At 74.2% G+C, this 23,898-nt stretch carries 25 protein-coding genes; 12 read left to right on the top strand and 13 right to left on the bottom strand.

The features are described 5' to 3' along the window. The first annotated feature begins 125 nt into the window (after positions 1–125). Entirely contained in the window at positions 126–1,532 is a 1,407-nt protein-coding gene (locus tag BUB17_RS05985; RefSeq protein ID WP_072914960.1) for a gluzincin family metallopeptidase, read from the top strand. A 124-nt stretch (positions 1,533–1,656) separates the two neighbouring features. On the opposite strand, the gene BUB17_RS05980 is transcribed toward BUB17_RS05985, so the two are convergent. Genes BUB17_RS05980 through BUB17_RS05970 form a run of 3 tightly spaced genes read right to left on the bottom strand, consistent with a single transcriptional unit; the run spans position 1,657 to position 5,148 of the window. Continuing rightward, complete coding sequence (locus BUB17_RS05980; protein ID WP_244276964.1) at positions 1,657–2,496, bottom strand: succinate dehydrogenase/fumarate reductase iron-sulfur subunit; 840 nt, start codon at positions 2,494–2,496, stop codon at positions 1,657–1,659. Next, positions 2,493–4,439, bottom strand: a complete 1,947-nt coding sequence (locus tag BUB17_RS05975) for a fumarate reductase/succinate dehydrogenase flavoprotein subunit (RefSeq protein WP_072914958.1) — start codon at positions 4,437–4,439, stop codon at positions 2,493–2,495. The genes BUB17_RS05980 and BUB17_RS05975 overlap by 4 nt, the downstream gene beginning before the upstream one ends. 13 nt (positions 4,440–4,452) lie before the next feature. After that, positions 4,453–5,148 carry a succinate dehydrogenase cytochrome b subunit gene (locus BUB17_RS05970; protein ID WP_072915310.1) on the bottom strand — a complete coding sequence of 232 codons (696 nt, stop codon included), beginning with the start codon at positions 5,146–5,148 and terminating at the stop codon, positions 4,453–4,455. A 176-nt stretch (positions 5,149–5,324) separates the two neighbouring features. On the opposite strand from BUB17_RS05970, the gene BUB17_RS05965 reads away from it, so the two are divergent. Further along, entirely contained in the window at positions 5,325–5,933 is a 609-nt protein-coding gene (locus BUB17_RS05965) for a sulfite oxidase-like oxidoreductase (protein ID WP_072914955.1), read from the top strand. A gap of 148 nt (positions 5,934–6,081) precedes the next feature. Beyond that, positions 6,082–6,720 (top strand): FAD-binding oxidoreductase, encoded by a 639-nt coding sequence (locus BUB17_RS05960; protein WP_072914952.1) that lies wholly within the window; start codon positions 6,082–6,084, stop codon positions 6,718–6,720. Positions 6,721–6,827: 107 nt separating this feature from the next. Here BUB17_RS05960 and BUB17_RS05955 read toward each other — a convergent pair whose 3' ends face one another. After that, positions 6,828–8,300: a M1 family metallopeptidase gene (locus BUB17_RS05955; protein ID WP_072914950.1), complete on the bottom strand. Its 1,473-nt coding sequence runs from the start codon at positions 8,298–8,300 to the stop codon at positions 6,828–6,830. Positions 8,301–8,520: 220 nt separating this feature from the next. Here BUB17_RS05955 and BUB17_RS05950 point away from each other — a divergent pair, with 220 nt between their 5' ends. Then, positions 8,521–9,036 carry a GNAT family N-acetyltransferase gene (locus tag BUB17_RS05950; RefSeq protein ID WP_072914947.1) on the top strand — a complete coding sequence of 172 codons (516 nt, stop codon included), beginning with the start codon at positions 8,521–8,523 and terminating at the stop codon, positions 9,034–9,036. A 4-nt stretch (positions 9,037–9,040) separates the two neighbouring features. Here BUB17_RS05950 and BUB17_RS05945 read toward each other — a convergent pair whose 3' ends face one another. Then, positions 9,041–9,739 carry a monooxygenase gene (locus BUB17_RS05945; RefSeq protein ID WP_208983322.1) on the bottom strand — a complete coding sequence of 233 codons (699 nt, stop codon included), beginning with the start codon at positions 9,737–9,739 and terminating at the stop codon, positions 9,041–9,043. Positions 9,740–9,862: 123 nt separating this feature from the next. Between BUB17_RS05945 and BUB17_RS05940 the strand changes: the two genes are divergently transcribed. Together BUB17_RS05940 and BUB17_RS05935 are read left to right on the top strand one after the other, a co-directional pair. Then, positions 9,863–10,342, top strand: a complete 480-nt coding sequence (locus tag BUB17_RS05940) for a hypothetical protein (protein ID WP_072914942.1) — start codon at positions 9,863–9,865, stop codon at positions 10,340–10,342. A 107-nt stretch (positions 10,343–10,449) separates the two neighbouring features. Further along, a complete protein-coding gene (locus BUB17_RS05935; protein WP_072914939.1) occupies positions 10,450–11,262 on the top strand; it encodes a formate/nitrite transporter family protein in 813 nt (270 codons plus the stop codon). Positions 11,263–11,306: 44 nt separating this feature from the next. Here BUB17_RS05935 and BUB17_RS05930 read toward each other — a convergent pair whose 3' ends face one another. Further along, complete coding sequence (locus BUB17_RS05930; RefSeq protein WP_208983321.1) at positions 11,307–12,461, bottom strand: serine hydrolase domain-containing protein; 1,155 nt, start codon at positions 12,459–12,461, stop codon at positions 11,307–11,309. A 268-nt stretch (positions 12,462–12,729) separates the two neighbouring features. Between BUB17_RS05930 and BUB17_RS05925 the strand changes: the two genes are divergently transcribed. Beyond that, the gene (locus BUB17_RS05925; RefSeq protein ID WP_072914934.1) at positions 12,730–13,215 is read left to right on the top strand and encodes an anthrone oxygenase family protein; all 486 of its coding nucleotides are present in this window, start codon (positions 12,730–12,732) and stop codon (positions 13,213–13,215) included. A gap of 36 nt (positions 13,216–13,251) precedes the next feature. Here BUB17_RS05925 and BUB17_RS05920 read toward each other — a convergent pair whose 3' ends face one another. Then, positions 13,252–13,797: a DUF1990 family protein gene (locus tag BUB17_RS05920; protein ID WP_072914930.1), complete on the bottom strand. Its 546-nt coding sequence runs from the start codon at positions 13,795–13,797 to the stop codon at positions 13,252–13,254. Positions 13,798–13,842: 45 nt separating this feature from the next. Between BUB17_RS05920 and BUB17_RS05915 the strand changes: the two genes are divergently transcribed. The 4 genes from BUB17_RS05915 to BUB17_RS05900 all read left to right on the top strand — a co-directional run bounded on the left by BUB17_RS05915 (position 13,843) and on the right by BUB17_RS05900 (position 17,964). Continuing rightward, positions 13,843–14,745, top strand: coding sequence for a HipA family kinase (locus BUB17_RS05915; protein WP_072914927.1), 903 nt, complete (start codon positions 13,843–13,845; stop codon positions 14,743–14,745). Then, complete coding sequence (locus tag BUB17_RS05910) at positions 14,742–15,134, top strand: DUF3037 domain-containing protein (RefSeq protein WP_072914924.1); 393 nt, start codon at positions 14,742–14,744, stop codon at positions 15,132–15,134. Before BUB17_RS05915 ends, BUB17_RS05910 begins: the two co-directional genes overlap by 4 nt. Next, complete coding sequence (locus tag BUB17_RS05905; protein WP_072914920.1) at positions 15,131–15,622, top strand: DUF3995 domain-containing protein; 492 nt, start codon at positions 15,131–15,133, stop codon at positions 15,620–15,622. The genes BUB17_RS05910 and BUB17_RS05905 overlap by 4 nt, the downstream gene beginning before the upstream one ends. A 107-nt stretch (positions 15,623–15,729) precedes the next feature. Further along, the gene (locus BUB17_RS05900) at positions 15,730–17,964 is read left to right on the top strand and encodes a PhoX family protein (protein ID WP_072914917.1); all 2,235 of its coding nucleotides are present in this window, start codon (positions 15,730–15,732) and stop codon (positions 17,962–17,964) included. 66 nt (positions 17,965–18,030) lie between these two features. Here BUB17_RS05900 and BUB17_RS05895 read toward each other — a convergent pair whose 3' ends face one another. From BUB17_RS05895 to BUB17_RS05865, 6 genes are all read right to left on the bottom strand, one after another. Continuing rightward, a complete protein-coding gene (locus tag BUB17_RS05895; protein WP_141242920.1) occupies positions 18,031–18,696 on the bottom strand; it encodes a hypothetical protein in 666 nt (221 codons plus the stop codon). Between the two features lie 152 nt (positions 18,697–18,848). After that, positions 18,849–19,151, bottom strand: coding sequence for a 4a-hydroxytetrahydrobiopterin dehydratase (locus BUB17_RS05885; RefSeq protein ID WP_072914907.1), 303 nt, complete (start codon positions 19,149–19,151; stop codon positions 18,849–18,851). Between the two features lie 17 nt (positions 19,152–19,168). Then, positions 19,169–19,879 carry a phosphoadenylyl-sulfate reductase gene (locus BUB17_RS05880; RefSeq protein WP_072914905.1) on the bottom strand — a complete coding sequence of 237 codons (711 nt, stop codon included), beginning with the start codon at positions 19,877–19,879 and terminating at the stop codon, positions 19,169–19,171. 174 nt (positions 19,880–20,053) lie between these two features. Beyond that, complete coding sequence (locus BUB17_RS05875) at positions 20,054–21,724, bottom strand: nitrite/sulfite reductase (RefSeq protein WP_072914902.1); 1,671 nt, start codon at positions 21,722–21,724, stop codon at positions 20,054–20,056. 227 nt (positions 21,725–21,951) lie between these two features. Next, complete coding sequence (gene cysC, locus BUB17_RS05870; protein WP_072915307.1) at positions 21,952–22,503, bottom strand: adenylyl-sulfate kinase; 552 nt, start codon at positions 22,501–22,503, stop codon at positions 21,952–21,954. 35 nt (positions 22,504–22,538) lie between these two features. Next, complete coding sequence (locus tag BUB17_RS05865; RefSeq protein ID WP_072914899.1) at positions 22,539–23,021, bottom strand: RrF2 family transcriptional regulator; 483 nt, start codon at positions 23,019–23,021, stop codon at positions 22,539–22,541. Positions 23,022–23,056: 35 nt separating this feature from the next. Between BUB17_RS05865 and BUB17_RS25395 the strand changes: the two genes are divergently transcribed. Further along, complete coding sequence (locus BUB17_RS25395; protein WP_175561292.1) at positions 23,057–23,818, top strand: NUDIX domain-containing protein; 762 nt, start codon at positions 23,057–23,059, stop codon at positions 23,816–23,818. Positions 23,819–23,898 lie beyond the last annotated feature (80 nt).

Genomic DNA, 23,898 nt, shown 5'->3' with positions numbered 1-23,898 from the left:
CAGTTCCCGCGCGCCGGGGCCTGTTGCGGCTCGACCCGGTGTCCCTAGGGTCGCGCCCGAGTGGGTCGGCCGGGATCGGACCCGTCGGGCGCGGGCCGGGCCGACCTGCCGGGTGGGCTGAGCCGATGCGTTCCTCGACCGTCCGTCGATGGGCCCCGACCTGCTGCGCGGTCGTCGTCCTGGCCGGCTGCACGGCGTCCGGTGAGCCCGCGGCGGCCCTCCCGCCCGCAGCCGGCTGCCCGGTCACCGAGCGGGCCGCGCCCGACCCGGACCGGCCGGTCGTCGGCCTGGACATGCGGCTGGAGGACGACCTGCGGACCGTGACCGGCACCGAGACCGTGGCCCTCACCCCGGACCTGCCGGTGGACGAGATGTGGTTCCGGCTGATCCCCAACGCACCCCAGTCGGCCGGGCACCGGCTCACCGTCGAGTCGGTGCGGGGGGACCTGGTGACCGGTGGCGGGTACGTCGACGAGGGCGCCGCCCCCGGGACGCCGGGTGGGCTCTACCGCGTGGACCTCCGCGAGACGGTGCCCGCGGGGGCGACCGTCTCGGTGGAGCTGGACTTCCGGTTGCGGCTCACCCCGGAGCGGACGCCGGCCGGCTTCGACCGCCTGGGCGTCGACGACGGCGTGACCTGGTGGGGCAGCGGCTTCCCCCTGCTCACCTGGGAGCCGGGCCACGGATGGGCGCAGGACCCGATGGTCGAGGTCAGCGGGGAGACCACCGCCGGGCCGGCGGCCGACACGAGGATCCGCGTCTCGGTGCCCGACGACCTCGTCGTGCTCATGTCGGGCGAGCAGGCCGAGCCCCGGGCGACCGCCGACGGACGCCGGGTCTGGGAATCCGCCGACCCCGTCGCCCGGGACGTGCTGGTCGCGGTGGGGGAGTTCCGGACCGCGACGGTCGACGCCGGGGGCACCCGGGTCACCGCCGGGGTGCTGGCCGACGCCGAGACCTCCGCCGAGGAACTGGCCGAGACCACCGCCGAGGCGATCGAGGACCTGGAGCGCCGCTTCGGACCCTTCCCGTACCCGACGCTGGCCGTTCCCCTGGTCGGGGACGGCGGCGGTGGGGAGGAGTACTCGTCGGCGTTCGTGCTCGGCGACGACGACTCCGGCCTGGTCGTCCACGAGGCCGCGCACATGTGGTTCTACGGCATGGTCGGCAACTCGCAGTTCCGGGACCCATGGCTCGACGAGGCCTTCGCCACCTACGCCGAGGGGGGCGCCGACGGGGACCGCCTGGACCGGCGGGGTGCCGTCGGCGGCTCGATGGCCTCGTTCGACGACCAGGACGAGTACGAGGAGCTGGTCTACGGCAAGGGTGCCGCGGCCCTGGCGGTCGCGCGCGAGGCGGCCGGCGCGCAGGCGTTCGACGAGGCGGTGCGCTGCTACGTGGAGTCCCAGGCCTGGACGATCGCCCGGCCCGAGGACCTGGCCCGTGCCCTGTCGGACCTGGAGCCCGCACTCGACGTCCTGGTCGAGGCCGGTGCCCTGGACCAGCGGGACGTCGAGGCCGCCGGGAACTGAACCGCCCGGCCCCCGACGCGCCGGAGGGTGGGGACCCGGTGCTCGGGTCCCCACCCTCCGGCGGCTGGCCCCGCTCAGAGGCTCGCCCCGAGCTCGCGAGGGGTGAGGGGAGCGGGGTCCTTCTTCAGCTCTTCGGCCGGGCGCCGGCGCGCAGCGCCCCGAGCAGGTCGTGGTTGAGCCGGGAGATGTTCTCCATCGAGATGCCCTTGGGGCAGGCCGCCGAGCACTCGCCGATGTTGGTGCAGCCGCCGAAGCCCTCGAGGTCCTGCTGGGCGATCATGTTGACCACCCGCTCGTTGCGCTCGGGCTGGCCCTGCGGGAACAGCCCCAGGTGGCTGACCTTGGCCGCGGTGAACAGCATCGAGGAGGCGTTCGGGCAGGCCGCCACGCAGGCGCCGCAGCCGATGCAGGTCGCCGCGTCGAAGGCCGCGTCGGAGTCCTTCTTCGGCACCAGGATGGAGTGGGCCTCGGGCGCGGTCCCCGTCGGCGCGCTGATGTAACCGCCGGACTGGATGATCCGGTCGAGGGCGCCGCGGTCGACCGACAGGTCCTTGATCACCGGGAACGCGGTCGCGCGCCACGGCTCGATGTCGATCGTGTCGCCGTCCTTGAACTTGCGCATGTGCAGCTGGCAGGTGGTCGTGGGACCGCCCGAGGTGCCGCGGCCGTGCGCCGTGCCGTTGATCATCAGACCGCAGCTGCCGCAGATGCCCTCGCGGCAGTCGTGGTCGAAGACCACCGGGTCGTCATCGGCGAGGATCAGCTTCTCGTTCAGGACGTCGAGCATCTCCAGGAACGACATGTCGGGGGAGATGTCCTCGACCTGGTAGGTCACCATCCGGCCCTTGTCGGCCGGGCCCTTCTGACGCCAGATGCGCAGCGTCAGCGTCATGCCGTGGGGGGCCATGGCCGGATCGGTCGCCGTGCCGGACGCGAAGCTCGCGCCCTCACGTGTCGCTGTCACTTGTAGCTCCGCTGTGCGAGGTGGACGTACTCGTACTCGAGGTCTTCGCGGTGCAGGACGGGGGGAGCGCCCTCCGGCGTCCACTCCCACGCGGCGACGTAGGCGAAGTTCTCGTCGTCGCGCAGCGCCTCGCCCTCGGGGGTCTGGCTCTCGGCCCGGAAGTGCCCACCGCAGCTCTCGTTGCGGTGCAGGGCGTCGATGCACATCAGCTCGGCGAGGTCGATGAAGTCGGCCACGCGGCCGGCGTGCTCCAGGGTCGGGTTGATCGTGTCCTGGTCGCCGGACACCTTGAGGTTGGTCCAGAACTCCTGGCGGATCTCGGGGATCCGGTCCAGGGCCTTGCGCAGGCCCTCGTCGGAACGCTCCATGCCGCAGAGGTCCCACATCAGCCGGCCGAGCTCGCGGTGGAACGAGGCCGGGGTGCGGTTGCCGTTGATCGACAGCAGCTTCTGCACCCGGCCCTGCACGTCCTGCAGCGCCTCCGCGACGGCCGGGTGGCCGTCGTCGACCTTCTCGAAGGGGCCGTCGGCCAGGTAGTCGTTGATGGTGTTCGGCAGCACGAAGTAGCCGTCGGCCAGGCCCTGCATCAGCGCGCTGGCACCCAGGCGGTTCGCACCGTGGTCGGAGAAGTTGGCCTCACCGATCACGAACATGCCGGGGATGGTCGACTGCAGGTCGTAGTCCACCCACAGCCCGCCCATCGTGTAGTGGACCGCCGGGTAGATCCGCATCGGCGTCTCGTAGGGGTCCTCGCCCGTGATCTGGGCGTACATGTCGAAGAGGTTGCCGTACTTGGCCTCGATGGCCGGCCGGCCCAGCCGCTTCATCGCGTCGCCGAAGTCCAGGTAGACGCCCAGCCCACCCGGGCCCACGCCGCGGCCCTCGTCGCAGACGTTCTTGGCCTGGCGCGAGGCGATGTCGCGGGGCACCAGGTTGCCGAACGCGGGGTAGATCCGCTCGAGGTAGTAGTCGCGCTCGTCCTCGGGGATGTCCCGCGGATCCCGCTCGTCACCGCGCTCCTTGGGCACCCACACGCGGCCGTCGTTGCGCAGCGACTCGCTCATCAGCGTGAGCTTGGACTGGTAGTCGCCCTTGACCGGGATGCAGGTCGGGTGGATCTGCGTGTAGCAGGGGTTGGCGAAGTACGCGCCCCGCTTGTGCGCCCGCCAGATCGCGGTGGCGTTGGAGCCCTTGGCGTTCGTGGACAGGTAGAAGACGTTGCTGTACCCGCCGGTGGCCAGGACGACGGCGTCGGCGAAGTGCGTGCTGACCTCGCCGGTGATGAGGTTGCGCGCCACGATGCCGCGGGCCCGGCCGTCGACGATGATCAGGTCGAGCATCTCGTGCCGCGCGAACTGCTCGACGGTGCCGGCCGCCATCTGCCGCTCCAGCGCCTGGTAGGCGCCGTACAGCAACTGCTGGCCGGTCTGGCCGCGGGCGTAGAAGGTGCGCGACACCTGCGCGCCACCGAACGAGCGGTTGTCGAGCAGGCCGCCGTACTCGCGGGCGAAGGGCACGCCCTGGGCGACGCACTGGTCGATGATGTTGACGCTGACCTCGGCCAGGCGGTGCACGTTGTTCTCACGGGAGCGGAAGTCGCCGCCCTTGACCGTGTCGTAGAACAGCCGGTGCACGCTGTCGCCGTCGTTCCGGTAGTTCTTCGCGGCGTTGATGCCGCCCTGCGCGGCGACGCTGTGCGCCCGGCGCGGGCTGTCGTGGAACCAGAAGTTCTTGACCTTGTAGCCGGCCTCGCCGAGCGTCGCGGCGGCCGAGCCACCGGCCAGGCCGGTGCCGACGACGATGACGGTCAGCTTGCGGCGGTTGGCCGGGTTGACCAGACGGGCGCGGAACCGGCGGGTGCTCCACCGCTCGCCGATCGGCACGTCCACCGGCGCCTTGGTGTCGGCGATCGGGTCGCCGACGGTGAAGAGGTCGAGAGGCATCGTGTTGAGCTCCTTAGCCGACGAGCCCGAAGAGGACGCTGAACGGGACGATCAGGAAGCCGCCGATCAGGACCACGGAGAAGACCAGGGCGAAGAGGTTGACCGTCTTCTCCCGGCGCTTGTTGCTCTGCCCGAGCGTCTGCGTCGCACTCCAGATGCCGTGCCGCAGGTGCATGCCGAGCAGGATCAGGGCGATCACGTAGACCGCGGTGATGAGCGGGTTGGAGAACCCGGCGACCAGACGGTCGTACGGCGTGCCGCTGGGTCCCTCGGGGTTCGCCACGCCCATCGTGAGGTCGAGGATGTGGTAGATGACGAACAGGCCGACGATCACGCCGCCCCAGCGCATGGTCCGCGAGGCGTAGCTCTGGGCGACCGCCTTCTTGGTGACGTAGCCGTTGGGCCGCGCCCGCTTGGCCTGCCGCCACAGCGCGATCGCCGCCCAGATGTGGGCGATCACGGCGACCAGCAGCACGATGCGGATGATCGTGAGGGTCGTCTGCGCGGGAACGGCCGGCTCACCGATCGTGCGGATCCACTCGGAGTAGCCGTTGAACGACTCGCGGCCCGCGAAGACCTTGAGGTTCCCGATCATGTGCGCGATCAGGTACAGCACCAGGATGATGCCGCTGACCGCCATCACGACCTTCTTGAAGACCGAGCTCGTCTTCGCGGCCTTGGGCGCTCTGCGCTGTCCGGGTTGTGTCACCGTCACCACAGAGCCGAAGGTAGGCCCCTCCGGGGTTTGCGACCACGTCAACGCGAGGTGACTCAGCTCTCGTAAGGCGGCCCTTACCGACTTCGGCGGTTAAGGTGCGCGCCCGCGTGGGCAGCGCGACACCGCCCGAGGGGTTGGCGGGCGTCCGCGCAGGGGAGGGGAACGACATGGCTGGACCCACGCGAGGGTTCCTCGGCCGGCGCCGGGAGCGCGACCCGCGGCTGCCGCCGGGGCAGTACGACGCCGGCCGCGACTGGCCGGTGCTGACCGCCGAGCCGACGCCGCGCATCTCGCCCGGGACCTGGAGCATCACCGTCGACGGCCGGGTGGAGAGCCCGACGACGTGGACCTGGGACGAGGCCCACCGGTTGCCTCGCTCGGAGTACCGCGGCGACATCCACTGCGTCACCACGTGGTCGAAGTTCGACACCTGGTTCGCCGGCGTCAGCGTCGACACGCTGCTCGAGGCGGCCCGCCCGACCCCCGAGGCGCACTTCGTCGTCGCGACGTCCAAGACCGGCTACACCACCAACCTGCCGCTGGCGGACGTCACCGGCGGCAAGGCATGGGTGGTCTGGGAGTACGACGGCGGCCCGCTGCCGGTCGAGCACGGCGGCCCGGTGCGGCTGCTCGTGCCGCACCTCTACTTCTGGAAGAGCGCCAAGTGGGTCACCCGGCTGACCCTCCTGCAGCGCGACCAGCCCGGCTTCTGGGAGCAGAACGGCTACCACGACCGCGGCGACCCGTGGCGCGAGCAGCGCTACCAGGGTGACTGAAGAAGGACCCCGCTCTCCTCATCCCTCGCAGGCTCGGGATGAGCCTCTGAGCGGGGCCGTCCTTGCCCCGGGCGGGCCTGGGAACGGGGCCGGCCGCGCGCCCAGCGGTGGGTGGCGCACCGCCACGGTCGTCGGCATCCGGCGGCCGGTGCCGCGGGCGGTGGAGCTGCGGCTCGACGTCGCCGACCGGGTGCAGCACCTGGCCGGCCAGCACTACGTCGTCCGGCTGACCGCCGAGGACGGCTACACCGCGCAGCGGTCGTACTCGGTCGCCTCCGCGCCGGGGAACCCGCTGGTCGAGCTGTTCGTCGAGCGCCTGGACGACGGCGAGGTGTCCACCTTCCTCGCCGACGTCGTGGAGCCCGGCGACCGGCTGGAGGTGCGCGGCCCGATCGGCGGCTGGTTCGTGTGGGACGGCGAGCGGCCGGCGCTGCTGGTCGGCGGCGGCACCGGCGTCGTGCCCCTGGTGGCCATGCTGCGCACCGCGCGCGAGCTCGGCCGCGGCGACCTGCTGCGCGCCGCCGTGTCGACCCGCACCCTCGCCGAGCTGCCCTACGCCGACGAGCTGCTCGAGGCCGGCGCCCTGGTGGGGACCACCCGCGAGCCGCACGGGGTGCGACCGGCCGGCCGGCTCACCGCCGCCGACCTCGTGCCGCTGTGGGAGCCGGGCCAGACGGCGTACGTCTGCGGCTCGGCCGGTTTCGCGGAGGCGGCCAGCCAGCTGCTCGTCGAGCTGGGGATCCCGGCGACCGACGTCCGCGTCGAGCGCTTCGGCGCCAGCGGCTGAGAGAAAGGAACCCCTCGTCCCCACCGTCGGAGGACCCGTCCTCCTCACCCCTGGCAAGCTCGGGACGGTGCCTGCGGCGGGACCCTGCGAGGAGGCCGGGGGACTCCCTAGCCGAGCGGCGGCCGCGCGGGCGTGAACAGCCAGGCCTCGAAGAAGTCGTCGAGGTCGCGCCCGGACAGCTCCTCGGCCAGCGCGGTGAACTCGTCGGTGGTGACCGCCTCACCGGCCCGGGACGCGGCCCACTCCTCCAGGACCTGGGAGAAGGCGGTGTTCCCGATGACCTGCCGCAGCGCGTGCAGCGTCATCGCGCCGCGGTAGTACACGGCGATGTCGAACAGCGCCTCCGGCCCCGGGTCGCCGATGACGACCTGCCAGAACTCCGGCGGTGCGTTGCCGTACACCGCGTCGAACGTCTGCTGTGCGGTGGACACGCCCTCCTGCTCCTGCCACAGCCACTCGGCGTAGGTCGCGAAGCCCTCGTTCAGCCACACGTGCTGCCATGCGGCGAGGCGGACCGAGTTGCCGTACCACTGGTGCGCGTACTCGTGGACCAGGGTGCTGTCGGCCAGGACGGGGTCGGTGAAGAACGCGGGGGAGTAGACCGGCCGGGTCTGGGTCTCCAGCGCGAAGCGCAACTCCGGAACGGCGTCCACGACCCCGCCCGCGGTCTGGAACGGGTACGGCCCGAAGTGCCCGGACAGGAAGTCGAGGACCTCCGGCTGCCGTGCGAACGAGGCCCGCACCTGGTCGACGACCGACACCGGCTCCCCGGGCGGCGCGCCGGGCTCCGTGGGCGGCGGAGTGGCCGCGGCGTCGGGGTCGACCGCGTCCCAGAACCGGAGCCCGCCGGCCTCGTACTCCTCGATCTCGAAGTCCCCGACGGCCATCGTCGCCAGGTAGGGGGCCATGGGCTCGCGCGTCTGCCAGGACCACGTCGTGCGGCCGTCCTGGGTGCGCACGTCCTCCAGCGCCCCGTTCGAGACGCCTTCCAGGCCCTCGGGGACGGTCAGGGAGACGGCGAAGGTCGCGTCGTCCAGCGGGTGGTCGTTGGCCGGGAACCAGTGGGCCGCGACGTCCGGCTGGCCCAGGGCCAGCGCGCCGTCGTCGGTGTGGATGAACCCCGACGACCCGATCAGGGGAGCCTGGATCGTGGCCGGCACGCCGGAGTAGGTCACGGTGACCTCGAACTCGCGGTCGTCGCGCAGGGGGCGCTCGGGCGTGACGGTGAGCTCGCCGTCGGCACGGACCCAGGTGGCCGGCCGGCCGTCGACCGTGACCGCCTCGACGGTCGGGCCGACGAAGTCGAGGTCGAAGGCCGACAGCGCCTGCGTCGCCTGGGCCTCGACGGTCGCCGAGCCGGACAGGACGTCGGTGGCCGGGTCGTAGCCCAGGTCCAGGTCGTAGTGCTCGACGTCGTAGCCGCCGTTGCCGTCGAGCGGGAAGTACGGGTCGCCGATCCCGGGCGCGCCCGGGGAGGGTGGGGCGCCGCCGCGGTCGTGGTCGTCGGCGATCGCGGTCGCCGGCACCAGGCCGACGAGGAGGCTGGCGGTGGCCACCAGCACGACGGGTCTGCGGGCCATGGCCCCTCCTGGGTGGGTGCGCCGCGTCCCGCGCCGGGACGGCCGGAGGGTAGTGCCGCGCGCACCGTGCGACCCGGGATGACCGCGGGCTGCTCCGCTGGTGGCGCGTTTCCTGACGGAGCGGGCACGGGGCGATCGCTGTGCGGTGCACCACGCTGCCGATCGGTGGCGGGACCGCCCGCGTCGAGGAGCCGTCCACCGCACCGGGAGAATCCAGGCCGTGCACACCGAGGTCTGCCCGGTCGAGGCCGTCGACGACGACCTCCGGGCGCAGCTGCTCGCCTGCTGGACCGACGTGAGCAACGCCGGCGGGTCGGTCGGCTTCGTGCCCCCGGTGACCGAGGAGGAGGTCGCGCCCTACCTCGACCTGGTGGTCGAGCGGGTGCACCGCGGCCACGAGCTGTTCGCCGTGCTGCGGGTGGACGGCGAGTTCGCGGGGTTCGCCGTCCTGTCGCTGTCGGTCAGCCCGCTGCGGCGGCACTGGGCCACGGTGCTGCGCGTGCAGGTGCGCCCGGAGCGGCAGGGACGGGGCCTGGGCCGGGAGCTGGTGAGCGGGGTGCACGCCATCGCCCGGGAGCGCGGGCTGGAGTTCCTGCACCTCACCGTGCGCGGCGGCACCGGCCTCGAGGCGTTCTACGCGAGCTTCGGCTACCGGGAGTTCGGCCGGATGCCGGGCGCGGTCCGGGTGGCGCCGGGCGACGACCGCGACGAGCTGCACCTGACCTGCCGGCTGTAGGGGGCTACGCCAGCGGATCGCGGCCGGCCACGGTGCCCTCGGCCGAGAGCAGGGCCAGGCGGGCGAACAGCTCCTCGGCGTACCAGCCCTCCTGCGCGGTCCGGGTGACGACGGCGGCGTGCGGGGCGCGGTCGTAGGCGAAGGAGTTCAGCGTCGCCGCGGAGTCCCAGATGCTGAAGGTGCCCTGCAGCCCGAGCGGGGCCTCACCGATGCCGAGCGCGAGGCGCAGCCCCGGGCTGTCGTGCAGGTCGGCGGAGACCGGCGGGACGGCGCGCCAGAACGTCACCGCCTTGCGCGGGGTCAGCCGGGCGCGGGTGACCGCGGCGACCGGGCCGTCCCAGCGCTGCGGCCAGGGCTTCCCGAAGGGCTCCGCCCGCGACCACCGGCCGCGGGCGGCGAGGGGGCGCATCCGGGCGCTCCACTGCTCGTCGGCGATCCGCTGCCACCGGCGGACGACGTCCCCGGACTCGAAGGCGGCGGCCGACCGCTCGTCGTCCCACACCGCCAGCAGCGCCCACCGGCGGGGGTCGGCGTCGCGCGCGGTGAAGGTCCGCCCGCTGCCGGTGCCCAGCAGCTTGGCGAACCGCAACCCGGGGGCGCGGCGCAGCGGACGCCGGTCGGTCGCCATCCGCAGCAGCGCGGCGGGTACCGACCGGCCGGGCACGCCCCACACGTGCAGGGTCGCCAGCCGTCGTGTGGTCACGGGTCCGATCCTCCCCGTCATGGGCGGGCCGCGCTGCGGCGAGGCCGTCGTCGCGGGCCCCTCGGGACCGGAACCGCCACTACGCTGCGTACTACCCGGGACACAGGGACGGGGGGGACCGGCATGGCCGACCAGACCGACCGTCGACAGGACCTGCTGAGGCGGGTGAACGCGCGCCGGGCGGGGGTCGAGGCCTACCTGCGCCGGCGGCGACCCCGCGTCCGCCGGTGGGCCACCGTCACGCTGGTGCTCACGTCCCTGTCGGCGGTCTTCACCGCCGGACCCGCGCTCGGCGGGGTCACGTTCGCCGAGGCCGTCAAGAACCTGTTGGGCCTCAACAGCACCTCGACGGTGTGGAAGACGCTCTGCTTGCTGGCGCTCCTGGTCTCGGTCGGCGCCACGGTCCTGACCAACATCAACAGGTCGCGCGACCCCGTCGCGGAACTCAGCGCGGTCGAGGCGGCCGACGCTGAGCTCGAGGGGCTCGCCACGCTGCTGGAGTTCGGCACGATCTCCGTCGAGGACGGCGTGAAGCTCTACCAGCAGTACGTCACGAAGATCCCGTTCGTGGAGGACGCGCCCGCCGCGGCCGCGCGGGGCTGAGCGACCGCGACGTGTGCAGCTGCGGGCAGCCCGGGTAGCCCCCCTCCGGTCGCGCCGGCGCCCCGAACCCCCGGGCGAGTCGGTCGGCCGCCGGGAGGAGGCCTGCCGTGACGCAGTCCGCACGCGAGGAGCTGGGCGACACCGACGCCCCGGTCGAGGACCAGGTGGTGCAGGCCTTCGACACGATCGTCGACGAGGGGGCGCAGCGGCTGCACCGCTCGTGGCGGGAGGTGCTGACCACCGGCCTGGCCGGCGGGCTCGAGGTGGCCACCGGCGTGGTCGCGCTGCTGGCCACCTATGCCGCGACCGGCAGCCACCTGCTGGCCGGCCTGGCGTTCAGCATCGGCTTCATCGCCCTGATGCTGGCCAAGAGCGAGCTGTTCACCGAGGGCTTCCTCGTGCCGGTGACCGCGGTGGTCGCCGGCCGGGCGAGCACCGGGCAGCTGGCCAAGCTGTGGGCCGGGACGCTGGTGGCCAACCTCGTCGGTGGCTGGCTGGTGATGTGGCTGGTCGTGCACGGCCTCCCGGAGCTCGGCGCCACGGCGGTCGAGTCGGGCCGGACCTTCGTCGAGGCGCCGCTGGACCTGCAGGCGGTCTGCCTGGCGCTGCTGGCCGGCGCCTTCATCACGCTGATGACCCGGATGCAGCACGGCGCGGACTCCGAGGCGGGCAAGCTCGCCGCCGCGGTGGCCGGGGCGTTCCTGCTCGCCGGCCTGGTGCTGTTCCACTCGATCCTGGACTCGCTGATCATCTTCGGCGCGATCCACCACGGCGCGCCGTACGGCTACGGGGAGTGGCTGGCCTGGTTCTGGTACACGACGCTGCTCAACGTCGTCGGCGGGCTGGTCGTCGTCACGTTCCTGCGGCTGGTGCGCAGCAAGGAGCTCATCGAGCGCGAGCGGTCCGCCGCCGGGGCCTGAGCACGCGGGGGTGCGGCTCGAGCGCCGCGACGTCTGCACCCGGCTCAGCGCGGCCCGAAGGCGACGGCCCGGAAGTCGGCGAAGAGCGCCGGCGGCTGAGGCGAGGACCACATCTGGTTGGTGAGCAGCACCGCCGTCGTCCCGGTGACCGGGTCGGTCCAGCAGGAGCTGCCCAGACCGCCGTCCCAGCCGTGGGAGCCGGCGTGCCGGCCGCCGGGCTCGTCGGTGCGGCGGACGCCGATCCCGAGGCCCCAGCCGCCGCCCTCGTCGTCCACCGGGCCGGCCTGCTCGCTGGTCATCGCCCGCACCGTGTCCTCCGCGAGCACCCGGGTGCCCTCCGGCGTGCGGCCCCCGGCGGCCAGCACCGCGGCGAAGGCGGCCAGGTCGTCGACGGTGGACACCAGGCCGTCGCCGCCGTCTGGGAACGCCGGGAGGCGTGCCCACTGACCGTCGGCGGGGTCGTAGACCTCGCGGCTGCCGTCCTCGCCCGGCGGCGTCCAGTGCGGGCCGAACCGGTCGCGCGCGTGCTCCGGCACGGCGAAGCCGGTGTCGCGCATGCCGATCGGCGCGAGGACCCGCTCGGCGAGCACCTCGGGCAGCGGCCGGCCGGCGGCCCGGGCCACGAGGACGCCCAGCACGCTGGCCCCGGTGTGGTACAGCCAGCGCTCGCCGGGCTGGTAGGCCAGCGGTACGAAGGCCAGCCGGCGCAGCCACTCGTCCGGCGCGGGGGCGGCCTGCGGGGCGGGCGGGCCGGCGGGCAGCCCGGCCTCGGCCAGCGCGGCGAGGGTGGGGGTCGGCCACGGGGCGGTGAAGTCCATGCCGAGACCGAGCCGGAAGGTGAGGACGTCGCGCACGGTGACCGGGCGGCGGGCCGGCACGGTGCCGGCGGCGGCGTCGGCCGGGTCGGCCAGCACCTCCCGGCCGGCGAGCTCGGGCAGCACGTCGTCCACCGGGTCGTCGAGGCCCAGCCGCCCCTCGTCGACCAGGCTCAACGCGGCCGCGGCCACGACCGGCTTGGTCGACGAGGAGATGCGGAAGAGGGTGTCCGGGCGCACCGGCTCGTCCCCGGCCGGCGTGTGCGTCCCGGCCGCCCCGCGGGCCACCTCGCCGTCCCGGCGGACCCACCACGCCGCCCCGGGCACCGCGTCCGCGGCCACGTGCCCGGCCACCACCGCCTCGACGTCCTCCGCCAGCCCCACGGCCGCCTCCTCGCTGTGTCGTCCCCTGCTCCGACCGACCGGCGCCGCCGGACTCATCGGCCGGGGGCGGCCTCCTGGACCGCAGTGCGGCGGCGCCCGGCGGTGCGGACGACCCGCCCGGCCCGCCCGCGGGACCGGCGCGTGCGGAACCGGCCCCGTGGACGACGTCGCTGGCTACGCTGCCGGAGGCGCGAGATCGTGCGATCCGGCCCGGGCCGACCCGCACCTGCGCCGCCTTCCGGACGGCAGCCGCGAGGAGGGGACTCCCATGGGTCCGCTGCAGCGCACTCGAGCCGGCGGGGCACGGCCGGTCGGCCTCCTCTCGGCAGTGCTCGTCGGCCTCCTCGCCGGGGGGATGGTCCTCATCGAGGTGGTGCTGCTGCCGTTCTGGCGCAGCGTCCCGCCCGAGGATTTCCGCCGCTGGTTCACCGCGAACGCCCCGCGGATCCGCGCGCTCATGGTGCCGCTGGGTGCCGCCGCCGGGGCGGCCAGCGTCGCGACGGCGGCCGTGGAGGCGTCCGTCTCCCGCCGGCCCGGCCCGGCCTCCCTGACGGCCGCGGCAGCCACCGTCGGCGTGGTGGCGGTCACCGTCACGGTGAACGAGCCGGCCAACGCCCGGTTCACGGGGGGATCCCTGACCGACGCCGAGACCAGGGACCTGCTGGGCACCTGGGCGCGCTGGCACCACCTCCGGGTGGGCCTCGGGATCGTCGCCGCGGTGGCCGCAGCGGCGGCCCTGGGACGCCGGCCCTGAGGGCGCCCGGGGTCCCGCGCCCGCGCGGAGCGGTCCTCAGCCGCGGGCGGCCTGCCCCACCGCGGTCAGGTAGCGGGCGGTGGCCAGCCGCTGCACCGCCGTGCTGACCGGCCCGCCGAGACGGGCCAGCGGGGAGGCCAGCCGGGCGAACACCCGCAGCGAGAAGACGACGTCGCCGGCGGGCTCGAGCCGGACGAGGAACGCCTCCTCGCCGCTCTCCGGGTGGCCGGGCAGGGTGCCGTAGGCGAACCCGCGCTCGTCGCCGCTCGTCTGCGCCCACACCACGCGGCACGGGATGTCGTAGCCCGGTCGCGGCAACCCCGCGGTCAGGACGACGACGGTGCCCGGCTCGCTCGCCGGCCCGGTGGCCCGCACCCGCAGCCCGACGGCCCGCTGCATCCGCCAGTCGAACACCGCCGCCACGGCCCGCTCGAACGCCTCCGGGCCGGAGCCGACGACGACCGAGCGCTCGACGTGCTGGTAGCCGGCGGGCAGCTCGGCGTCCCGCGTCGCGCCGACCTCGGCGTACGTGAACGGGACGCCGCCCAGGTCGGCGGGGTGGAGGACGCGCAGGATGCCCATGCTCAGCAGTCTGCCGGGCACCCCGCCGGTAGGGTCGCGGCCACTGTGCTGCCCGCCGTCACCGCCACCCGCTACGTCACCCCGCTGCGCGAGGGTGGCTCCCTGCCGGGGCTCATGGAGGCCGACGACCTGGGCACCTACGTGGTCAAGTGGCGGGCCGCCGGGCAGGGCGTGAAGGTGCTCGTCGCCGAGGTGGTCTGCGGCGAGCTGGCCCGGGCGCTGTCGTTGCCGGTGCCGGCGCTGGTGACCGTCGACGTGGCGCCGGAGCTGGCGGTGGGGGAGCCCGACGTCGAGGTGCAGGAGCTGCTGCAGCGCTCGGCCGGGGTCAACCTGGGGCTGGACTACCTGCCCGGGGCGCTGGACTTCGAGGCCGGCGTCGGGTCGGTCGAGTCCGAGCTGGCCGGGCGGGTGCTGTGGTTCGACGCGCTCGTGGGCAACGTCGACCGTTCCTGGCGCAACCCCAACATGCTGTTCTGGCACGGCCGGCTGCAGCTGATCGACCACGGGGCCGCGCTGACCTTCCACCACCACTGGCCCGGGGCCGCCGCCGCGGTGTCCCGGCCCTACGACGCCGCGCAGCACGCCCTCGTCGAGTGCTCGCCCGACGTCCGCGCCGCCGACGCCGCGCTCGGCCCGCGGGTCACCCGCCCGCTGCTGGAGCAGGTGCTGCGCCAGGTGCCCGACGACTGGCTGGCGGAGGCGGCACAGGGGTGGCCCCGGCCGGGGCAGCGCCCCGAGCTCGCGGGGGGTGGGGAGGCCGGGGCCCTCTCGGAGGTGCGCGCCCGCTACGTCGACCAACTGCTGGCCCGGCTGGCCGCCCGCGACGCCTGGCTGCCGCCACTGGTGGCGACCGCGGCCGCGGGCGGGTCGCGCCGCCGGGCCCCGCGGGGGGAGAACCGGCCGTCGTGGCTGGGCCCGCCACCGCCCGAGGGGATGTCCCAGCGATGAGCCGGGAGACCTTCGAGTACGCCGTCCTCCGCGTGGTGCCGCGGGTGGAGCGGGGGGAGTCGCTCAACGCCGGCGTCCTCGTCTACTGCCGGCAGCGGGACTACCTCGGTTCCCGGGTGCACCTGGACGCCGACCGGCTGCGCGCCCTGGACCCCACCGCCGACCCCGACGCGATCCGCCGCGCGCTGCAGGCCGCCGCGGACGTCTGCGCCGCCGACCCGGCGTCGGGTGCCGCCGGGCGCGAGGCGCTGGGGTCGCGGTTCCGCTGGCTCACCGCGCCGCGCAGCACCGTCGTCCAGGCCGGGCCGGTGCACACCGGGCTGACCGATGATCCGGACGCCGAGGCCGACCGGCTGCTGCAGCTGCTGGTCCTGCCGCTGTCCGAGTGACCGACCGCAGCAGGCTGCTGACCGGCTCGGCGTACGGGGCGGCCGTGCTGGCGGGGCTGTCGGCCGCGGTGAGCGCCCACTGGCTCGCCGGAGGCACCTGGTTGCTGTCGACCGTGGGCGGTGCCGTCGAGGCGCAGGGCCGGCAGGGCGGCGCCGTGGTGAGGGCCGGGCTCGCCTTGGTCGTCGTGCTGAAGCTCGCGCTCGCGGGGCTGGCCCTGGCGCTGGCGCACCCGCCGGCCGGTCGCCGGCTGCAGCGGTTGGTCGGGACGACGGCGCTGCTGGCCGGCGGCGTGCTCATCCTCTACGGCGGGGTGCTCGTCGCCGTGGGGGCGCTGGCGCTGACCGGTGTCCTCGGCGAGCCGGCCGATCCCACCGCGCTGCGCTGGCACGTCCTCCTCTGGGACCCGTGGTTCCTGCTCTGGGGTCTGCTGCTCGTCGTGGCTGCGCGCTTCCGACGACGGCTGTCCCGCGGCAGCCCGACCGGGTGAACGGCAGGTGATCGGCCACGTCACGAGACCGGTGCCCGCGCGTCGTGCGGGCGTCGGTCGGCCGCACTAGCGTCCGGGCACCGACGTCTCCCAGAGCCGAGGACCCGATGACGGACACCTCCCCCTCCCGCCGCCGCCTCTTCCTGCCGCTGCTCGACTCGGTCCGTCACGGCACTCGCAGTCACGCGACCTGCTACTACAAGTGCGGCAACGCCTGCGACGCGGCCGTGCCCAACCGCACCGACAACCCCACCTTCGAGTCCGTCGTCCAGACGGCCCTCAGCCGGCGCGCCCTGCTCCAGGCAGCCGGCGCCGGGGCCCTGGTGGTGGCCACGGCCCCGCTGTTCCCCGAGCCGGCGGCGGCCGCGCCGGGACGCCGTGGGGCGGCCGGGGACGGTGCGCTCACCTTCGAGCCGGTCGAGCAGAACTTCCTCGACGACGTCGTCGTCCCGGCCGGTTACGGCTCCGCCGTCGTGATCCGCTGGGGCGACCCGGTCGAGGAAGGAGCGCCGGAGTTCGACGTCGACGCCCAGACCGCCGAGGCGCAGGCCAGGCAGTTCGGCTACAACTGCGACTTCATCGGGTTCCTGCCGCTCGGGCGCCGGCGCGCGCTGCTCGTCGTGAACCACGAGTACACCAACGAGCAGCTCATGTTCTCCGGCGTCGCCGAGGAGGACGCGCCGACGACCGACGAGCAGAAGCGCGTGGCGATGATGGCCCACGGCATCTCCGTGGTGCAGATCTGGCGACAGGGCGACTCGGGCGTGTGGCTGCCGACCCCCGAGCGCGACCGCAACCGCCGGATCACCGCCTCGACGCCCTTCCGGGTCACCGGGCCCGCCGCGGGGTCGCAGTACCTGCGCACGACGGCCGACCCCGAGGGCCGCACCGTCCTGGGCACGCTCAACAACTGCGCCGGCGGCATCACCCCCTGGGGCACGACGCTGCACGGCGAGGAGAACTTCAACCAGTACTTCGGGACGTCCGCGCCGATCGTCGAGGACCCGCGGGAGCCCCGCCTGGGCCGGTACAGCGTCGGCGCGGAGGACTCGCCCGGTCGTCAGTGGGGCGCCGTCGACCCGCGGTTCGACCTGGCGCAGGAGCCCAACGAGGTCAACCGCTTCGGCTGGGTCGTCGAGGTCGACCCGTACGACCCCACCTCGACCCCGCGCAAGCACACGTCGCTGGGGCGCTTCAAGCACGAGACGGCCAACGTCCGCATCGCCGAGGACGGCCGGGTCGTCGCCTACTCCGGGGACGACGAGCGGTTCGACTACATCTACAAGTTCGTGTCGAGGAAGAAGTACCGGGAGGGCGACGACCCAGCGGCACGGGCGCACAACATGACCCTCCTGGAGGAGGGCGACCTCTACGTCGCCCACTTCAGCGGCGACTCGCCGGCCGCGGAGATCGACGGCAGCGGCGCCCTGCCCGGGGACGGCGAGTTCGACGGCGCCGGCCGGTGGGTCCCGCTGGTGCAGGACGGCCGCTCGATGATCCCGGGCAAGGACGTCGCGTGGGTGCTGACCTTCACCCGGCTGGCCGCCGACCGCGTCGGCAAGCAGCTCGACGCCGACGGGGACTTCCCCGACCCGGCCAACCCGGTGGTCATCGACCCGGGGCAGGTGGCCACCAAGATGGACCGGCCGGAGGACATCCAGGTCAACCCGGTCAACGGGCGGGTGTACGCGGCCCTGACCAACAACTCGAACCGGACCGGGCAGGACGGCCGGCCCGGGTCGGACGAGGCCAACCCGGTGAGCCGGTCGTTCGCCTTCGACGCCGAGGACGGCCGCTACGAGGAGCGCCCCGGCAACCGCAACGGCCACGTCATCGAGTGGGAGGAGACCGGCTCGATCGCAGGGGACACCTTCACCTGGCGGGTCTTCATCCTGGCCGGCAACCCGGAGGACCCCGGGACGTACTTCGCCGGCTACGACAAGTCCCAGGTCAGTGCCATGTCCTGCCCGGACAACCTGGAGTTCGACCCGGTCGGCAACCTGTGGATCTCCACCGACGGCACCGTGTTGTCGACCCGCAACCAGGAGGCGGGCACCATCGGGGGCACGAACGACGGGCTCTTCGCCGTCCCGACCCAGGGAGCCGAGCGCGGGCACCTCAAGGCGTTCCTCACCGTGCCGATCGGCGCCGAGTGCAGCGGCCCGATGATCCCCCGGGACGGGCGGTCGGTGTTCGTGTCCGTCCAGCACCCGGGCGAGACCACCGGCTCCACACGGGACGACCCCTCGAGCACCTGGCCCGACCGGCTGCCCGAGCGGCCGTTCCCGCGGCCCAGCGTGGTGGTGGTCGCCCGCGAGGACGGCGGCCGCGTCGGCAGCTGAGCGCCGTCCCCGCGCACGACGACCACGGCGCTGTGGCGCGCGGTGAGGGGACCAGACCCCGGTGGCTCACGCGCGTGGCGCTCGGTCCTTCAGGGTGAGCAGCGGGACGGCGAGCCACGTCAGGGCGCCCAGGAGCTTGCTCCCGTCCTCCAGCAGGAACCGGTGGTGGAGGACGGTGTCGGCCACTGCGGAGAGGCCGAGCCACGCCAGGCCGAGCAGGAAGGCCACCGTGCTGCCGGCACGGGGAGTGCGGAGGAACGACACGACGAGGACCGCGGCCAGCACGGCGTACCCGCTCAGGAACAGCTCCTGCGGCACACCGTTCTCCGGACCGACCGCCTCGTGCACGAGGAAGGCGTCGTCCACCGTCAGCGCCACCGCCAGGGCGGCGAACAGCGCGGCGCGCCGCCGGCCGGTGCGCACGACCCCGGCTGCGAGCAGCGCCAGCGTCGCGACCGCGGTCCAGGTCATCACCGTGAGGGTGCTGACCGCGCCGCTGAACCAAGGGATGCCCGCCAGGTCTTGGACGTCCCGGGTGAACGCGGCCACCGGGGCGTGCAGCACCCGGGACGCCACCGCCGTGGCGGCGACCAGCAGCACGCCGGCCACCTGGGTCGCGGCGATCGGCCGCCACGCCGCCGCCCGCCGGGTCTCCCGGGCCGGTCCGAGAGACGGCGGGGAGGACGGCGGGGAGGCCGCGGAGCGCTGGAGGGAGTGCGGTGCTGAACTCACCGCGGACGCGCCGCGGAGCGTGGTCTGGTTCGGGACACCCGTCGCATACTAAGTGTCGACGTGCGGTCACGCGGAGTCGACCGGTCGTCCACCTGCGATCCACCGACCCTGTCGGGGGGACGCCTCCTCCGATCGAGTGACCCGTCGCGCGGTCAGCCCGGGAGCAGCCGGTCGACCCGGCGCGCGAGCTCCACGTCCAGCTCGGTGACCCCGCCCGCGGAGTGGGTGACCAGCGTCAGGTGCAGGGTGCGCCAGCGCAGGTCCACGTCGGGGTGGTGGTCCAGCTCCTCGGCGACGAACGCGATCCGCACCAGCGCGGCCACGGCGTCCGGGAAGCCGGGCAGCTGGACGCTGCGGCGGATGCCCTCGCCGTCCCCCGACCACAGCGGCAGCCCGGACAGGGCGGCGGCGAGCCCGTCGGGGGACAAGCGCGGTGGGCGGGGCACGGCGGTCATCCTGCCGCGCCCGACGGTCAGAGGTGCAGGCCGCACTCCGTCTTGCCGCGCCCGGCCCAGCGGCCGGCGCGCGAGTCCTCGCCCGGGGCCACCGGACGGGTGCACGGCGCGCAGCCGATCGAGGCGTAGCCGATCTCCTGCAGCGGGTTGACCGGCACCTGGTGCTCGGCGGTGTAGGCGTCGACGTGCTCCTGGGTCCAGGCGGCCAGCGGGTTGACCTTCACCATGCCGCGTCTGGCGTCCCAGTCGACGACCTTGGTGCCCGCGCGGGTCGGCGACTCGTCGCGGCGCACGCCCGAGCCCCACGCCAGGTACCCGGCGAGGGCCTTCGCCAGCGGCTGCACCTTGCGCAGCGAGCAGCACAGGTCGGGGTCGCGGTCGTGCAGCCTCGCGCCGTGCTCGGCGTCCTGCTCGGCCACCGTCTGCTCGGGGAGCACGTTGACCAGCGTGATCGGCATGACCCCGCTGACCCAGTCGCGGGTGCCGATGGTCTCGGCGAAGTGGTAGCCCGTGTCGAGGAAGACCACGTTGACACCGGGGACCGCCCGCGACGCCAGGTGCGGGAGCAGCCCGTCGGCCATGGAGGAGGTGACCGCGAAGTCGGCCCCGAAGGTCTCCCCGGCCCAGCGCAGCACGGCGAGCGCCTGCTCGACGGGGTCGGCGATCCCCTCGAAGCGGGCGTCGGCCTCGGCGGCGAGCTCGGGCGTCGGCGCGATCGCGGTCGTCATGGCTGCTGCACTCCTGTCCCGGTGAGCCGGACGGTGAAGGTCCGCAGGCAAGCAGCGCAGTGCCACTCGCTCCCGTCCCCGTGCGGGGTCAGCTCCTCGTCCCCGCAGTACGGGCAGAAGAACACGGGCAACTGGTGGGATCTTCCGCCCGGGTCCGCGGACTCCTCCGCCACCTCAGACCAGCCAGGCTTCCTCGGCGCGCGCCACGTAGGCGGCGAACCGCTCGCCGGGCTCCCGGCGCTCCAGGTAGCCGCGCAGCACCCGCTCGCAGTAGTCGGCGCTCTCGGCCTTGGTCACCTTGTGGCCGCGGAACTTGCGGCCGAAGGCGGCCTCGGTGCCGAGGTGGCCACCCAGGTGCACCTGGAAGCCCTCGACCATCTCGCCGCTGTCGTCGCGCACCATCGAGCCCTTGAGGCCGATGTCGGCGGTCTGGAACCGGGCGCAGCTGTTCGGGCAGCCGTTGACGTTGATGCCGATCGGCTCGTCGAAGTCCGGCAGCCGCTTCTCCAGCTCGGCGTAGAGGTCCTGGGCGTGCTGCTTGGTCTCGACGATCGCGAGCTTGCAGAACTCCAGGCCCGTGCAGGCCATCGTGCCGCGGCGGAAGGCGCTCGGGCGCACCAGCAGGTCGTGCTCGGCGAGCGCCGTCACGAGGTCCTCGACCCGCTCGTCGGGGACGTCGAGGACGACCATCTTCTGCTGGGTCGTCGTCCGGGTGCGCCCCTGCCCGTACTCGTCGGCGAGGTCGGCGATCCGGGTGAGCAGGCTGCCGGTGATCCGGCCGGTGCGCAGCGCGAAGCCGACGGCGTTGGTGCCGTCCTTCTGCCGGGCGACGCCGACGTGGTCGCGCGACTCGTGCTCCGGCGGAGCCGCCGCGGGGCCGTCGGGGAGCTGCTGGTGGAGGTACTCCTCCTCCAGCACCTGGCGGAACTTCTCCGGGCCCCAGTCGGCCACGAGGAACTTGATGCGGGCGCGGTTGCGCTGCCGGCGGTAGCCGTAGTCGCGGAAGATCGAGGTGCAGGCCGCCCAGACGTCGGTCACCTGGTCGGGCCGCACGAAGACGCCGAGCCGCTTGGCGAACATCGGGTTGGTCGACAGGCCGCCGCCGACCCACAGGTCGTAGCCGGCCTCGCCCTCGGCGTTGCGCACACCGACGAAGGAGATGTCGTCGATCTCCGGCTCGGTGCAGTGGTCGACGCAGCCGGACATCGACGTCTTCCACTTGCGCGGCAGGTTGCTGAACTCGGGGCTGCCGACGTACTTGGCCACCGTCTGCGCCATGACGTCGGATGCGTCGAGGACCTCGTCCTCCAGGACGCCGGCCAGCGGGCAGTTGAGCATGCCGCGGGGGGTGTCGCCGCAGGCCTCGGTCGTGGTGAGGCCGACCGCCTCGAGCCGGCGCCAGATCTCCGGGACGTCCTCGATGCGGATCCAGTGGTACTGGATGTTCTGCCGGTCGGTGACGTCGGCGACGTCGCGGCCGAACTCGGTGCTGATGCCGCCGATGGTCCGCAGCTGCGCGCTGGTCAGCGCCCCGCCGTCGGTCCGCACCCGCATCATGAAGTAGGAGTCCTCGAGCTCCTCGGGCTCCAGCACGGCGGTCTTGCCGCCGGGGATGCCCTGGGCCCGCTGGGTGTAGAGCCCCATCCACCGCATGCGGCCGCGCAGGTCGCCGGGGTCGATGCCCCCGAAGCCGGTGTGCGCGTAGATGTCGAGGACGCGCTGACGCACCGTGAGGCCGTCGGCGTCCTTCTTCATCCGCTCGTTGGGGTTGAGCGGCTCCCGGTAGCCCAGCGCCCACTGGCCCTGGCCACGCTGGGGCCTGCTGCTCGTGCGGGGAGTGGTCACGGTGGCACTTCCTTCTGCGCCGGCCGTCGCGGCGCCGGACCGGACGGGGTGGGCGCTGCCGGATCGGGAGGCGCAGCGGGTGCTGCGGGGGACCGGGGTCAGCGCGCGGGGCGACAGACCGCGCTGCTGACCAGCGCGAGGTCGATGTGACGGCGCGCGACGAGGAGCAGGGCGCGACCGGTCACGCCCCCATGGTCCCACACGCGGCAGGGCCGGAGGAGTGTGACTCAGGAGACAGGCGCGACGGCCCCGTTCATCGCCTCCCGGATGCGGGCGACCGACTCGGTCAGCGGGGTGACCGAGGTGTCGATGACGACCTCCGCGCGTGCCGGCGGCTCGTACGGGTCGTCGATGCCGGTGAACCCGGTGATCTGCCCGGCGCGGGCCCGCGCGTACAGGCCCTTGACGTCGCGGCCCTCGCACACCTCCAGCGGGGTGGACAGGTGGACCAGCACGAACCGGCCGTGCCGCTCGACCAGCGCGCGGGCCTCCTCGCGGGCGGCCTCGTACGGCGCGATCGCGGCGACGACGACCGTGCCGCCGTGCTTCACGACCTCCCCGGCGACGAAGCCGATCCGGCGGATGTTCAGGTCGCGGTCCTCCCGGGAGAAGGAGAGCTCGCTGGACAGGTGGGTCCGCACGACGTCGCCGTCCAGGACCGTCACCGGCCGGCCCGCGGCCTCCAGGTCGGCGACCAGCGCGTCGGCGATCGTGGACTTGCCCGCCCCGGAGAGACCGGTGAGGAACACGGTGACGCCCGGGCGCGGTGCAGCCGACATGCCGCCAGTCTCGCCCAGCCCGTCGCCGCGGGAGGTCACCGCCCCCGACCGGCGGCCTGGTCGCTGAAGGAGCGCCAGGCCTCCTCGAGCGCGGCCAGCTCGGCGACCGGGGCCGGCAGCTCGCCGGCGACGACGTCGGCGAGGGTGACCTGCTCGAGCACCCGACGGTAGGCCTCGCGGGCGGCCACCCACACCGAGGCCAGCGGGACGGCGGTGCCCGGGTACTCGACGTCTTCGGGGCGCTGGCCGTGCACCTCGGCGAGGAAGCCCTGCTCCACCCGCATGACCCGGGCGATGGAGACCTCCGAGGGCGGCAGGGCCAGCCGGTAGCCGCCCTCTCGGCCGCGCTGGCTGGTGACCAGGCGGGCGTGCTGCAGGTCGCCGAGGATCGACTGGAGGAAGCGGGACGGGATGCCCTGCGCCGCCGCGATGCGGTCGCAGGTCAGGGCTCCGGGTGCCGCCGCGGCCAGCTCCACGGCGGCCCGGACGGCGTAGTCGACCCGGGCGGTGATGCGCACGGCGGCCAGTCTGCCCTGTCTGGGAGGGTGACACCGTGGTCCAGCTGCGTTTCACCACCTTGGTGGAGGCGCCGCTGACCGTGGCCTTCGACGTCGCCCGCGCCCTCGGCCGGCCCTGGCCGACGCCGCTGGAGGAGGTCGTGTCGGTCCGGCCGTTCCGGGACGTCTACGCCGTGGGACCCGGCCGCGGCCGGCGCTGGCTGATCCACGCGCGCCGCTTCACCGCCACCGGCGCCGGCACCCTCGTCGAGGAGCAGGTGGACTGGGCGACCGCGCTGCCGGGCCCGCTCGGGCGGGTGGTGGACCCGCTGCTGCGCCGGCGCGTGCTCCGGGCGATGACGGTCCACCTCGACGGCTACGCCGCCGCTGCCGCCCGGCGGGCCCTCGACGTCGTCCAGGTGGTCGGCGCCGCGCTCGTGGACGGCGACCGGGTGCTCGTCGCGCAGCGGTCGGGCGGGCCCTACGACGGCTGCTGGGAGTTCCCCGGCGGCAAGGTCGAGCCGGGGGAGGAGGAGCTCGCCGCGCTGGGGCGCGAGATCGGTGAGGAGCTCGGCGTGGCCGTCGTCCCGCAGGCGTTCCTCGGCGAGGTGGTGCTGGACGGCGTCGTCGCCGGCGGGCTGCCCGGCGCCTCCACGCTGCGGGTGTGGTGGGCTCGCATCGAGGCCGGGAGCGAGGTCACCGCCCGCGAGCACAGCGAGCTGCGCTGGCTGACCGCCGACGAGCTGGAGGCGCTGGACTGGATCCCGGCGGACCGGCCGCTGCTGCCCGCTGTCCGCGCGCTGCTCGGCCGGCTCTGACACGCGTGGGCGCCGTCCCCAGGAGGTACGGCGCCCACGTTGACGTGCTGGAACGGCCCTGCTGCAGGAACCCAACCCGA

Origin of the sequence: Geodermatophilus obscurus, from assembly GCF_900143215.1 — a bacterium.
In the GTDB taxonomy this organism is placed as follows: domain Bacteria; phylum Actinomycetota; class Actinomycetes; order Mycobacteriales; family Geodermatophilaceae; genus Geodermatophilus; species Geodermatophilus obscurus_A.
This window is presented reverse-complemented; position numbering and strand designations above follow the sequence as displayed.

Excerpts from the sequence above, each read along its gene's own strand:
- BUB17_RS05925 (WP_072914934.1), top strand. The coding sequence starts at position 12,730 with ATGGGTCCGCTGCAGCGCACTCGAGCCGGCGGGGCACGGCCGGTCGGC.
- BUB17_RS05965 (WP_072914955.1), top strand. The coding sequence starts at position 5,325 with ATGGCTGGACCCACGCGAGGGTTCCTCGGCCGGCGCCGGGAGCGCGAC.
- BUB17_RS05955 (WP_072914950.1), bottom strand. The coding sequence starts at position 8,300 with ATGGCCCGCAGACCCGTCGTGCTGGTGGCCACCGCCAGCCTCCTCGTC.
- BUB17_RS05885 (WP_072914907.1), bottom strand. The coding sequence starts at position 19,151 with ATGACCGCCGTGCCCCGCCCACCGCGCTTGTCCCCCGACGGGCTCGCC.
- BUB17_RS05880 (WP_072914905.1), bottom strand. The coding sequence starts at position 19,879 with ATGACGACCGCGATCGCGCCGACGCCCGAGCTCGCCGCCGAGGCCGAC.
- BUB17_RS05910 (WP_072914924.1), top strand. The coding sequence starts at position 14,742 with ATGAGCCGGGAGACCTTCGAGTACGCCGTCCTCCGCGTGGTGCCGCGG.
- BUB17_RS05985 (WP_072914960.1), top strand. The coding sequence starts at position 126 with ATGCGTTCCTCGACCGTCCGTCGATGGGCCCCGACCTGCTGCGCGGTC.
- BUB17_RS05920 (WP_072914930.1), bottom strand. The coding sequence starts at position 13,797 with ATGGGCATCCTGCGCGTCCTCCACCCCGCCGACCTGGGCGGCGTCCCG.
- BUB17_RS05900 (WP_072914917.1), top strand. The coding sequence starts at position 15,730 with ATGACGGACACCTCCCCCTCCCGCCGCCGCCTCTTCCTGCCGCTGCTC.
- BUB17_RS05975 (WP_072914958.1), bottom strand. The coding sequence starts at position 4,439 with ATGCCTCTCGACCTCTTCACCGTCGGCGACCCGATCGCCGACACCAAG.
- cysC (WP_072915307.1), bottom strand. The coding sequence starts at position 22,503 with ATGTCGGCTGCACCGCGCCCGGGCGTCACCGTGTTCCTCACCGGTCTC.
- BUB17_RS05940 (WP_072914942.1), top strand. The coding sequence starts at position 9,863 with ATGGCCGACCAGACCGACCGTCGACAGGACCTGCTGAGGCGGGTGAAC.